This window comes from Sulfurospirillum sp. UCH001, assembly GCF_001548035.1.
In the GTDB taxonomy this organism is placed as follows: Bacteria; Campylobacterota; Campylobacteria; order Campylobacterales; family Sulfurospirillaceae; genus Sulfurospirillum.
This window is the reverse complement of the sequence record NZ_AP014723.1, coordinates 1,662,602-1,673,882: the sequence shown is the minus strand read 5'-3', so window position 1 is coordinate 1,673,882 and position 11,281 is coordinate 1,662,602. Positions and strand designations below refer to the sequence as shown.

Annotated in this window: 13 protein-coding genes; 12 read left to right on the top strand and 1 reads right to left on the bottom strand. The window is 38.5% G+C overall.

What is annotated here, in order from left to right; all coding sequences use genetic code 11:
• The first annotated feature begins 98 nt into the window (after positions 1-98).
• The 11 genes from UCH001_RS08320 (at position 99) to UCH001_RS08270 (ending at position 10,225) form a co-directional block, all read left to right on the top strand.
• Entirely contained in the window at positions 99-890 is a 792-nt protein-coding gene (locus UCH001_RS08320) for an ABC transporter ATP-binding protein (protein WP_067176825.1), read from the top strand.
• 63 nt (positions 891-953) lie between these two features.
• Positions 954-1,442, top strand: coding sequence for a 3-isopropylmalate dehydratase small subunit (locus tag UCH001_RS08315; RefSeq protein ID WP_067176822.1), 489 nt, complete (start codon positions 954-956; stop codon positions 1,440-1,442).
• On the top strand, positions 1,439-2,512 hold the full coding sequence (leuB, locus tag UCH001_RS08310; protein ID WP_067176819.1) for a 3-isopropylmalate dehydrogenase: 1,074 nt from the start codon (positions 1,439-1,441) through the stop codon (positions 2,510-2,512). The genes UCH001_RS08315 and leuB overlap by 4 nt, the downstream gene beginning before the upstream one ends.
• The gene (locus UCH001_RS08305) at positions 2,509-2,757 is read left to right on the top strand and encodes a tol-pal system YbgF family protein (RefSeq protein ID WP_067176817.1); all 249 of its coding nucleotides are present in this window, start codon (positions 2,509-2,511) and stop codon (positions 2,755-2,757) included. Before leuB ends, UCH001_RS08305 begins: the two co-directional genes overlap by 4 nt.
• Positions 2,748-3,137: a hypothetical protein gene (locus UCH001_RS08300; RefSeq protein WP_067176814.1), complete on the top strand. Its 390-nt coding sequence runs from the start codon at positions 2,748-2,750 to the stop codon at positions 3,135-3,137. Before UCH001_RS08305 ends, UCH001_RS08300 begins: the two co-directional genes overlap by 10 nt.
• Positions 3,134-4,258: a CCA tRNA nucleotidyltransferase gene (locus UCH001_RS08295; RefSeq protein ID WP_067176812.1), complete on the top strand. Its 1,125-nt coding sequence runs from the start codon at positions 3,134-3,136 to the stop codon at positions 4,256-4,258. The genes UCH001_RS08300 and UCH001_RS08295 overlap by 4 nt, the downstream gene beginning before the upstream one ends.
• A gap of 3 nt (positions 4,259-4,261) precedes the next feature.
• The gene (purU, locus tag UCH001_RS08290) at positions 4,262-5,104 is read left to right on the top strand and encodes a formyltetrahydrofolate deformylase (RefSeq protein ID WP_067176810.1); all 843 of its coding nucleotides are present in this window, start codon (positions 4,262-4,264) and stop codon (positions 5,102-5,104) included.
• A 116-nt stretch (positions 5,105-5,220) separates the two neighbouring features.
• Positions 5,221-5,700 (top strand): tRNA (cytidine(34)-2'-O)-methyltransferase, encoded by a 480-nt coding sequence (locus UCH001_RS08285; RefSeq protein ID WP_067176807.1) that lies wholly within the window; start codon positions 5,221-5,223, stop codon positions 5,698-5,700.
• A gap of 13 nt (positions 5,701-5,713) precedes the next feature.
• The gene (locus UCH001_RS08280) at positions 5,714-6,415 is read left to right on the top strand and encodes an SIMPL domain-containing protein (protein WP_067176805.1); all 702 of its coding nucleotides are present in this window, start codon (positions 5,714-5,716) and stop codon (positions 6,413-6,415) included.
• 18 nt (positions 6,416-6,433) lie between these two features.
• Positions 6,434-7,579 (top strand): aminoacetone oxidase family FAD-binding enzyme, encoded by a 1,146-nt coding sequence (locus UCH001_RS08275; protein WP_067176803.1) that lies wholly within the window; start codon positions 6,434-6,436, stop codon positions 7,577-7,579.
• A 33-nt stretch (positions 7,580-7,612) separates the two neighbouring features.
• Positions 7,613-10,225, top strand: a complete 2,613-nt coding sequence (locus UCH001_RS08270; RefSeq protein ID WP_067176800.1) for an EAL domain-containing protein — start codon at positions 7,613-7,615, stop codon at positions 10,223-10,225.
• Here UCH001_RS08270 and UCH001_RS08265 read toward each other — a convergent pair.
• Entirely contained in the window at positions 10,191-10,502 is a 312-nt protein-coding gene (locus tag UCH001_RS08265) for a pyrimidine/purine nucleoside phosphorylase (protein ID WP_067176798.1), read from the bottom strand. The two genes, UCH001_RS08270 and UCH001_RS08265, sit on opposite strands and share 35 nt — an antisense overlap.
• Positions 10,503-10,619: 117 nt before the next feature.
• Between UCH001_RS08265 and UCH001_RS08260 the strand changes: the two genes are divergently transcribed.
• The gene (locus UCH001_RS08260; RefSeq protein ID WP_067176795.1) at positions 10,620-11,267 is read left to right on the top strand and encodes a carbonic anhydrase; all 648 of its coding nucleotides are present in this window, start codon (positions 10,620-10,622) and stop codon (positions 11,265-11,267) included.
• Positions 11,268-11,281: the final 14 nt, after the last annotated feature.

Here is an 11,281-nt window from a genome sequence, read left to right as displayed (position 1 = left end):
ATGCACTACCTTTAACGTGATTACAGATGCTACATTTTAACGAAATTTTGTGAAGAATGATGTGATATAATCGCTCGATTGTATGAGGAGTTGAAATTATGGAAATTATCCGTTTTGAACATGTAAATGTTGCTTATGAAAATGAAAATGTTTTACACGACATTCATCTAAGTATCAAAGAAGGAGAGCATACGGCTATTTTAGGGGCAAATGGTTCAGGAAAATCGACTCTTTTAAAGCTCTTTTCCAATGACTTATACCCTCGTTACAGCGATAGTATGCGAAAAGAGATTTTTGGCAAAACTGTCTGGGATATTTGGGAGCTTAAAAAACATCTTGGCATCATCACCAATGACTTACACTATCAATTTAGTGAACGAGCCCCCGATTTAAGTGGTTTTGAAGTGGCTCTTTCAGGCTTCTTTAGTAGTTTTCATCTTTATGAACATCAAGGCTTTAAACCAGAGCATACAACCAAAGTGGAAGAAGTGCTAGCTTTTCTAGAGATACCCCATCTGCGCAATAAGCGAATTTCAGAGATGTCAACGGGTGAGTTAAGAAAGTGTATCATCGCAAGAGCGCTTGTTCATAATCCAAAAGCAATGATTTTGGATGAGCCTACCGTTGGGCTTGACATCAAAGCACAGCTGGGATTTGTTCAGCTTTTACGCAAAATTGCACAGGAGCGAACCATCATTTTAGTCACACACCATTTAGAAGAAATTTTTGAAGAGATAAACCATGTGGTGCTCATAAAACAAGGTTCTATCTATGCGCAAGGTCCAAAAGAAGAGCTCTTAAATGATGTTCATCTCTCTCATGTTTTTGATATTCCTTTACGTGTTCAGTGTGAAAAAGGGCGTTATTTTGTTCAAAGTATTGGTGATTAAACTTTTTCACAACCCTGTTTCGGTAAAATTTTAAGAAATCAAGAGACCTACTAAGGATAAGCAATGAGTACGATTAGCGGAAAAGTATGGTGCTTTGGCGATAACATCGACACCGATCTTATCATCGCAGCACGTTATTTGAACACCTCCGATCCTAAAGAGCTAGCAAAGCACGTGATGGAAGATGCAGACCCTGAGTTTGTTAAAAAAGTGAAAGCAGGCGACATTATTGTAGCAGGTGAAAACTTTGGTTGTGGCAGTAGTCGTGAGCACGCTCCAATCGCACTGAAAGCTGCGGGTGTTAGTGCTGTTGTTGCCAAAAGTTTTGCACGTATTTTTTATAGAAATGCGTTTAACACGGGACTTCCTATTTTTGAACTTGCTGAAACAGATGCTATCAATGAAGGCGATACTATTGCTATTTCTATGGAGAGTGGCGAAGTTAACAATGGTGCAAAAACCTATAAATTTAGCCCAATTCCTCCTTTCATGCAAGAACTTCTTGCAGCTGGTGGACTTATGAATTATGCACAAAAAGAGATGAAGAAATGAAAAAAATCTACAATATAGCGGTTATTAGAGGCGATGGTATTGGTCCTGAGATTATTGATGAAGCGATAAAAGTACTTGATAGTGTATGTGCAAAAGAAGATTTTGAACTTCGCTATGAAGACTACCTTATGGGTGGTGTAGCGTATGATTTTAAAGGTACTCCACTGCCTGATGAGACGATTGAAGGGTGTCTTAAGAGTGATGCTGTTCTTTTTGGTGCCATTGGTGGTGAAAAATGGGATACATTACCACGTGAATTTCGTCCAGAATCAGGACTTCTAAAACTTCGTAAATCTTTAGGACTTTTTGCAAATCTTCGTCCAACGGCTGTTTTTGATGAGCTTTTAGATGCAAGTACGCTTAAGCCTGAAGTCCTTAAAGGTGTTGATCTTTTTGTGGTTCGTGAGTTAACAGGAGGTATCTACTTTGGAGAGCCTCGTGGAAATGACGGTTTCAAAGGTTACAATACTATGGTGTATACTAAGCCTGAAATTGAGCGCATTGCTCGTGTAGCATTTGAATCTGCGATGAAACGACGTAAAGAAGTTTGTTCTGTCGATAAAGCAAATGTTCTTGAAGTCAGTCAACTGTGGAGAGACACAGTCAACGAAATTGCAAAAGAGTATCCTGAAGTAAAATTATCACATATGTATGTGGATAATGCCGCAATGCAACTTGTACGTAATCCTCGCCAATTTGACGTTATTTTAACTGGTAACATTTTTGGTGACATTTTAAGTGATGAAGCAAGTATGATCAGTGGTTCTATTGGCTTGCTACCATCTGCTTCTATTGGTGGAAAAGTTGGTCTTTTTGAGCCTATTCATGGTTCCGCTCCAGATATCGCAGGACAGGGCATTGCCAATCCATTGGCGACTGTTTTAAGTGCTTCTATGATGCTTCGTTTTGCCTTAGGCGAGAGTAAAGCAGCTGATCGTATTGAAAATGCAATTAAACAAGTACTTAAAGATGGTTATCGTACAAAAGATTTAGCAAATTTTGGAGCAAAAGAGGTGTGTTCTACAACACAAATGGGCTCTATTATCGCGGATTACGTAGCTCGCATATGAAAACCCTAACACTCGCTTCAATCTATGAACTTCAAGGTCTCAAAAATGAGGCTTTGGAGATTTACAAAGAACTTTTACGCGAAAATCCTGATAACAAAGAGGCAAAGATTGCTATTAAGCGTTTATCAGGTATTCGTAAAAAGTATTTGGGTGTAGATGAAGAGATGAAGAAGTTTTTTTTAAATATGAACTCAGAAGTGGAATTTTTAGAATTTGAAAGGTGGTTGGTAAAGCTATGGAATTAAAAGATATGATTCTCTCAACGCTCAAAGAGCTTGAAGAGGTAGCACCAAAAGAAGAGCAACAGCAAACACTACAACCACCGCGTAAACGTGAACCTGAAAACGTTTCATTTGAACCAGAACCTCTTTTAGAGATCACTGAAGAGATTAACACCTTCAAAGCGTATGCTATGCCTCATGAAGTAGAAGATGAGTCAACGCATGAGAGTCAAAAACAATTTTATCTCAATCTTAGAGAACGTATTTTGGTACTTTTTGAAGGGTTCCAATCACCCAATAACAAAAATATTGAAGCAAAAATCGATTTAACGCTTAATTTTTTAGAATACCTTTTGGCGACTATTGATGAGCAGTTGGAGCAAATGGATAGTCCCAAAAAATGAAACTAAACTGCGTTTTCCCCACGCATTTTGATAGACAGATCAATGAAGCAATCGCTTTTTTAAAACCCTATACCAACCGAGCATATTTAGTGGGGGGAAGTGTGCGAGACCTCTGTTTGAACGAGGCTTTGCACGATTTAGATATTGAAGTGTACGACATAGAACCCAAAGCATTTGAAGCGTTGATGCAACGTGTGGGAGCTGTGGGTGTGGGTAAAAGCTTTTTTGTGTATAAGTTAGGAAATATCGATTTTTCATTGCCTCGCGTTGAGCGTAAAAGCGGCATTGGACATGCAGCCTTTGAAGTGCAGGTATGTCAGGATGAAAAAGAGGCATCCAGACGTCGTGACTTTAGTGTCAATGCGATGATGCTAAACATTTTCAATGGTGAGCTGCTCGATTTTTGGGGCGGTAAAGAGGCCATTGAGCAAAAGGTGCTTGCTATCATTGATGAAAAAAGTTTTAAAGAAGACAGCCTAAGAGTACTTCGAGCGATGCAGTTTAGCGCGCGCCTTGGATTTAAGATAGAGCAAAACAGCTTAAGAGTGATGCAACGTATCTCTTTGGAAGATTTGAGTAAACCTCGTATCTTGTGGGAATTTGAGAAGCTATTTCGGGCATCTTATCTGCACTATGGGTTATTTTATATGTATGCGTTAGATCTTTTTGAGAAGTGTTTTGATGCGTGCGTGGAGAAGCATTTTTTTGAGATTGCGCGTGAATTGATACGTTCTAAGCAAAATTTTGAAGAGCCATTGATGGCTTACTATTTTGTTTATATCGTAGCCAATAAACTCAAGCAAGAACCATTGTTGTGGTTAAAAAAGCTTGATGCCCCTAACCATTATTTGCAAACTTTCAAAAATCAACCTTTTTTTGAAGGAGCGATAAGTGATGAAATGCTATTACAGGTAAGTCTTGAGATGCCAATTAAACTTTGGCTAGGGCATTACAAAGAAGGGGTTAAACAACAAGCGCTCAGGCTAGGGATTTGGGATGAAATATTTACAGGCGGTGTAAACGTCCAAGAAGTCATTCGTGATGGTTTCGTTGGACGGGATATTGGTGAAGAGTTACGAAGAAGACGAATTGAAAAAATCAAACAACTGTGTGAGGCATAGAAGATGGAAGTTACAAAAAATTATATTTTAAAGATTGATTGTCCTGATGAAAAAGGCTTAATTTACCGTATTGCAGATGTGGTATTTAAATATCAGCTCAATATTATCAAAAACGATGAGTTCGTTGATAGAGAAAATGGCAAATTTTTTATGCGTGCGGAATTGAGCGGTGAGGTTGATATGGGCGCATTTAAAGGCACACTTCAAGCGATGCTCCCTGCACGTTCTGATATTTATGTTGCGGAAGAGCGTAAAAAAGATATCATTTTAATGGGTACAAAAGAGACACATTGTTTGGGTGATATTTTACTCAAACATGATAGCGATGACCTCAATGCGAACATCCTCGCTATTGTTTCTAACTATGAAGATTTAAGAAGTTTAAGTGAAAAATTTAATATCCCTTATCATTGCGTAAGCCATGAAGGACTTAACCGAGCAGAACATGAAGCAAAAGTCTTAGAAGTTTTAGCAAGCTACAGTGTTGATTACATTGTTTTAGCGAAATACATGCGTATTTTATCGAGTGAATTTGTGAGCCATTATGAAGAGCGTATGATTAACATTCACCACTCATTCCTTCCTGCATTTATTGGAGCGAATCCTTACAAACAAGCCTTTGCAAGAGGTGTTAAAATCATCGGTGCTACAGCACACTTTGTGAACAATAATCTTGATGAAGGTCCAATCATCGCACAAGATGTTATTCATGTCAATCACGAAATGACATGGAAAGACATGCAACGTGCAGGACGAAATGTTGAAAAGAATGTACTTTCAAATGCTCTTGATTTAGTATTTGAAGAGCGTATTTTTGTTCACGATAATAAGACAATTATATTTTGATTTAGACACGAGTGTTGGGCAAAGCCCAACACACTACGTTAGCTACTGGGGCACTAAAGCTAGCCTCTTGCGAGGCAGAAATAAAAAGCCAACAGTTTTTTTAGGAGAGATTTTTTATGTTTAATATCGTTTTAGTTCATCCACAAATTCCACAAAACACGGGAAGTATTGGAAGAATGTGCGTCAATGCCGATTGTAAATTGCACATCATCAAACCAACGATGTTTGAGATTAGTGATAAGACCGTAAAGCGTGCAGGACTTGATTATTGGCATTTATTGGATGTGACGGTATGGGAAAATTTAGAAGAATTTTTAAAAGCACATGGTGATAAATTAGAGCGTTTTTTCTTTGCAACAACCAAAACAACTAAACCTTATTTTGAAGCGGAATTTAAAGCAGGTGATTTCATCTTTTTGGGTGGTGAATCCACGGGGCTTCCGATGGAACTCATGCAAATGAAATGGGAAAATGCCATTACGATTCCTATGGGGAAAAATGGCAGAAGCCTCAATCAAGCCACTTCTGCTGGTATCATTCTTTACGATGCAATTCGTCAGAATTTTGAAACGTTTAAAGCGACATCCTTAGCCTAAAAAGGAGCTTTGTATGAAAACAATCCTATTTTTGTTAACTCTTGTACCTTTACTACTCAACGCACAGATGACAATTACAACGAACGAGCATGTCTCTGAAGCCTTAACACCGGATGTTTTGCGTGCTCAAATTGGTTTTACAGAAGAACATAAAAGCGCTGATGTGATTAAAGAACACCTTAATGCCATTGTCGCTTCTGTCAAACAATTTGATCCAAAAGGTGAATTTTGCCATGGCGGTGGCTATTTCCTCTCTCCTCGCTACAGTTATAAAGATCAGAAGCAGATTTTTAATGGTTATGGAGGTACACTCTCTTTTGAGTGTGATTTTAAATCCATAGACCATTACAATGCCCTTTTAGAAGCGATCCATAAAATCAAAGCATCCAGTGTTCTCATCAATCAAAGTGCTCTTACATGGGCAGTTAGTTTGAAAGCCCAAAATAGTGCACGTCTTGCTATGCGTGCGTCATTGTTGCGTATGGCAAACGAGCAAGCACTGTTTTTTTCAAAAGAGACAAAAATGCGTTGTGATATAAGTGCTGTTGCTTTTGAAGGGAGTGAGCCTCCCCACCCTGTGATGATGAAAAGTATGCTTTCACGAGCAAACGCTCCTCTCAAAGAGGAGGCAACACCTACAGAAGCACCTATCTTACGTGATGAAACACTTTTTTTGGATGCAACCGTGAATTACACATGTGTGAATGAAAAATAGAAGTGGAAGTACACTAGTTTGAAAATTCACGATATTTTATTTATTGGGGCGGGTGCAAGCGCTTTGATGGCAGCCAGTCATCTTGAAGGGCATGATGTCGCTCTTGTCGATGCCAATCCTAAGATAGGAGCAAAACTGCTTATATCGGGTGGTGGAAAATGTAACCTTACCAACCGTTTTGCAACAGAGCAGAATTATTTGGGAGATGAGGCTTTCATTAAGCCTGTACTTCAAGCTTTTGATGCTAGCTCCACGCTCTCATTTGTTAAAAAACACCGACTAAACCTTGAAGAACGCGCACATGGGCAAATGTTTTGTGCCAATAGTGCAAAAGAGCTGATCTCTATTTTTGGAAGACTCACCTCTTTTTGTACTTTTTATCTCTCTACGAAAGTCAATCGTATCGAAAAAAAAGACCACTTTGTCATTTATACAGACAAGAGCGAGATTCATGCAAAAAAAGTGGTTGTTGCAAGTGGAGGATTAAGCTATGCGAGCATTGGTGCAAGCGATATAGGCTATAAAATTGCTGAACAGTTTGGGCATACTATCATCACTCCCTCTCCTGCACTTGTTGGACTAACCCTTCAAAAAGAACAATTTTGGATGAAAGAGCTAAGTGGTATTGCTTTGCCTGTTACGATTTATGTGGAAGGTAAAAGCTTTACTGAAAACCTGTTGTTCGCACATAAGGGCATTAGTGGGCCTTCTGTACTGAGTGCATCGTTGTATTGGAAAAAAGGAAATCTTACCATCGATTTTCTGCCACATATTCACAGTATGGATACTCTTTTTAAACAACAAAGTAAAAAGCAGATTATTACGGCACTTGGGCTTCCTAGACGCTTGATTAAGGCGTTTTTGGATGCTGTAGGAATGGAAGATAAAGTACTTTCAAAACTGAGCCCTCATGAGCGTGAGCTTCTTTCGAGTCTTAAAGCGTATACCTTTGCACCAGCAGGAAATTTTGGTTATACCAAAGCGGAAGTTACAAAAGGTGGCGTCTGCACCGATGAAATTGATGGGGCAACTTTTGAGAGTAAAAAGTGTAAAGATCTCTATTTTATTGGTGAAGTGCTTGATGTGACAGGTGAACTTGGTGGTTTTAATTTTCAATGGGCATTCGCTTCTGCCATGCGTTTGGTAAAGGGATTCATTTTTTGATACAATAAGTGTAACTTAAGAAGAGGAGAGTGTATGAAACGTTTTATAATATTTCAATTACGCGATCCTAAAACGATTTTAGTAACTGTCTTTGCTCTCTCTTTTTCTTTGCTCTCTTTTGTTATCTTTAATTTGCATACACTTGAATTTGAAAAAGAACGTGCACAAGTTTATAATACCGCAGCAAATTACAGTTACGATATCAAATTTAACATCGATCGAGCGCTTTCATCGACCTATACACTTCAAGCATTATTGACTCAGAATGACGGTGCATTTATTCGCAATTTTGAAGAAATCGCGCGAGAAATTTTGCCTTCCTATCCTGGTGTTATTGAATTTGCAATTGCTCCTAGGGGTATCATTCAGCAAGTTGCACCATTGCATGGAAATGAAAAAGCATTAGGACTTAATCTCTTTGAAGCAAAAACGCAAAATAAAGAGTCTTTTTTAGCCAAAGAGAGTCGAAAACTTACTTTAGCAGGCCCTTTGGACTTGGTACAAGGTGGCATTGGCTTAGTGGGGCGTTTGCCTATTTATGAGAATAGTGCCAATAAAGAGACCTTTTGGGGATTTGCTTTAGCGGTTATTCGTATTTCAGAGATTTTAGATGAAGCAAAAATTTCGCAACTTGAACACGATGGACTCTCGTACATCGTATGGCGAATGCATCCTGATAGTAAAGATAAACAGATTATATTTCAATCTTCCAAGCCTCATTTAATCAATCCTATCGAGTACACATTTGATGTTCCAAACGGTTCATGGACAATTACCGTAGCCCCTACAAAAGGGTGGGGTAGCCCTATGGTCTTTATGCTGCGAGAGTTAATTGCTTTAGTGTTTGCATTGATGCTAGCGTATTTAGCGAAGTTACTGATGGACCTTAAGATCGCGAAAGTTGCTCTTGAATCAAAAGTCATTCAAACGACAGATGAAAAAAACATGTTAGAGCGTCAATTAGACGTACTTTTAGATGCGATCCCCGATCTGATATGGCTCAAAGATCCTAATGGTATTTATCTTTTTTGCAATCGTGCTTTTGAGCGTCTATTTGGTGCTAAAGAGAAAGATATCGTGGGTAAAAGTGATTATGATTTTGTTGAGTATCGGTTGGCAGATTTTTTTAGAACGCATGATATTATCGCGATGGATGCAAAAGAGCCTGTACGTAATGAAGAAGAGCTTAGTTTTAAAGAAGATGGTTACAATGGTTTGTTTGAGACAATTAAAACGCCTATGTATGATCAAAATGGCGAACTGATAGGTGTGCTTGGTATTTCTCGTGACATTACGGTACGCAGGGAAAATGAAGAAAAAATCCAAAAATTAGAGTATTTTGACCCCCTCACTGCACTCCCAAATAAATTGCAATTACGCCTTCGTGTGGAACATGATCTTAGTATTGTAGAGAGACAAAATGAACAATTAGCCGTTCTTTTTATCGATTTTGATCATTTTAAAAACATCAACGACACACTAGGTCATGCCGTAGGAGATAAATTACTCGTTAAAGTCGCAAAGCGTTTAAAGACACTCTTACGCCAAGTAGATACACTCTCACGCCAAGGTGGTGATGAGTTTGTGGTTATTCTACCGGGTGTCAGTGTTGATGATGCCGCACATATGGCAAAAAGAATTCTTCAAGTGATTGAGCAACCGATAAAATTAGAAGAGAATGAACTCATTATTACGGCATCTGTTGGTATAGCACTGTATCCGAGCGATGGTAAAGATTGCGATACACTCTTTAAATGTGCGGATGCTGCGATGTATTTGGCAAAACAAAATGGTAGAAACAATTATCGCTTCTTTACTTCAGAAATTCAAAGTAGGTCTGCTCGCATTTTAAGCCTTGAAAATGCCCTTCGTTATGCACAGACTAGATGTGAGTTGAGCTTATATTACCAGCCTCAAATTTCACTTCATGATGGAAAAATAGTGGGTGTTGAGGCGTTGATAAGATGGCAGCATCCAGAGTTTGGTGCGATATCGCCTGTTGAGTTTATCCCTATCGCTGAAGACAGTGGACAAATATTACTTATTGGTGAATGGGTAATGCGTACCGCTGCATCACGTATGAAACAGTGGATAGATATGGGCTTTCCTGCGATGAGTGTCTCTGTCAATCTCTCAGCCGTGCAATTTCACCATGCGCATCTCTCAAAGCTTGTAAGTACCATTATTGATGAAGTAAAACTTCCACCGTGGTATTTGGAGATCGAGCTTACCGAAAGTGTTGCTGCGCAAAACCCCGTACATGCGATCGAGACAATGAATGAGCTTTCGGCAAAAGGGATACGTCTTAGCATTGATGATTTTGGGACAGGGTATTCATCGTTAAGTTATTTGAAGCGTTTTAAGGTCTATAAACTTAAAATTGATCAGAGCTTTATTCGTGATATTAGCATTGATCCAGAAGACCGTGAAATTGTTAAAACGATTATTGCATTAGGTAAAAGTTTGGGGCTTAAGACAATTGCAGAAGGTGTTGAAACAAAAGAGCAATTGGACTTTTTAAAAGAGAATGGATGCGATGAAGCTCAAGGGTTTTATTTTAGTAAACCCTTAAGTGTCACCGATTTAGAAGCTTTGCTGCGAGAGCCAGAGATTATTTCACAAAAGAACAACAGTAATCTGCAATAGACGTTACATGTAAAGTAAAGCTTGAGTTTGCAGGCACTTCAAACGTTGCTTGTCCATGAATGACAAGAGGCTCTTTTTGATTTGGAAGCTCTACTGTAAGCTCTCCACTAAAAAATTCCATAATTTCTGCTGCACCTGTGTTAAACGTATAGTCTCCTACTTGCATGAAGCCTAGTGTTTTTGTTGAACCGTCTTCAAACGTAAGGGTATAACTTACCACTTTACCATCAAAATAGACGTTTGCTTTTTTCTTTACCGCTACATTTTTAAATTCCATTTTTTTCCTTTTTGTGTTTCAAAGAGTTGATGTAATTATATTAATTTTGTGCTTGTAATTTCTTTTTCATGCAGATTCACTATAATTAGCCATCTAAAACTTTGGAGGATGCAGTTGATGAAAATAGCTGAGCTTATTAGTGGATATGAAAAGTTTAAAGATACTAAATTCAAAAAATATGAAAATAAATTTTTGGATCTTGTAAAAAATGGTCAACATCCTAAGGTTCTATTTATCGCATGTAGCGACTCTCGTGTAGATCCTGCGCTCATTACCAATTCTGCTCCTGGAGAGCTTTTTGTCCTTCGTAATATTGGCAATTTTGTTCCGCCTTTTGCACCCGATAATGACTTTCACGCAACTGCGGCTGGAATTGAGTATGCCGTTTCGGTTTTAGGAGTCACAGATATTATTATTTGCGGGCATTCTCATTGTGGAGCCATTGAAACGATGTATACAAAAATTACGGATATCAATTTAGTACATGTTAAAAAATGGCTTGAATTAGGGCTTGGCGCTAAAAATTATGTTACACAAAAATTGATCAGTCAGCATGTCTCTCAAGCAGAACGCCTTGAACTTACTGAGAAAATCTCACTTCTTTTTCAATCTAAAAACCTTTTAACTTATCCTGATGTTGAACGTCGTGTTCATGCAGGTGAGCTTTTCATTCGTTCTTGGTACTATCATTTAGAAACAGGTGAACTTGAGTATTTTAATACCGAATCAGGTGAATTTGAACCAATGATCGGTAGTGAAAATTGATCCGTTGGGGTTTA

Coding starts and splice junctions, on each gene's coding strand:
- UCH001_RS08270 (WP_067176800.1), top strand. CDS start 7,613: ATGAAACGTTTTATAATATTTCAATTACGCGATCCTAAAACGATTTTA.
- UCH001_RS08260 (WP_067176795.1), top strand. CDS start 10,620: ATGAAAATAGCTGAGCTTATTAGTGGATATGAAAAGTTTAAAGATACT.
- UCH001_RS08295 (WP_067176812.1), top strand. CDS start 3,134: ATGAAACTAAACTGCGTTTTCCCCACGCATTTTGATAGACAGATCAAT.
- purU (WP_067176810.1), top strand. CDS start 4,262: ATGGAAGTTACAAAAAATTATATTTTAAAGATTGATTGTCCTGATGAA.
- UCH001_RS08305 (WP_067176817.1), top strand. CDS start 2,509: ATGAAAACCCTAACACTCGCTTCAATCTATGAACTTCAAGGTCTCAAA.
- UCH001_RS08265 (WP_067176798.1), bottom strand. CDS start 10,502: ATGGAATTTAAAAATGTAGCGGTAAAGAAAAAAGCAAACGTCTATTTT.
- UCH001_RS08285 (WP_067176807.1), top strand. CDS start 5,221: ATGTTTAATATCGTTTTAGTTCATCCACAAATTCCACAAAACACGGGA.
- leuB (WP_067176819.1), top strand. CDS start 1,439: ATGAAAAAAATCTACAATATAGCGGTTATTAGAGGCGATGGTATTGGT.
- UCH001_RS08280 (WP_067176805.1), top strand. CDS start 5,714: ATGAAAACAATCCTATTTTTGTTAACTCTTGTACCTTTACTACTCAAC.
- UCH001_RS08315 (WP_067176822.1), top strand. CDS start 954: ATGAGTACGATTAGCGGAAAAGTATGGTGCTTTGGCGATAACATCGAC.
- UCH001_RS08320 (WP_067176825.1), top strand. CDS start 99: ATGGAAATTATCCGTTTTGAACATGTAAATGTTGCTTATGAAAATGAA.
- UCH001_RS08300 (WP_067176814.1), top strand. CDS start 2,748: ATGGAATTAAAAGATATGATTCTCTCAACGCTCAAAGAGCTTGAAGAG.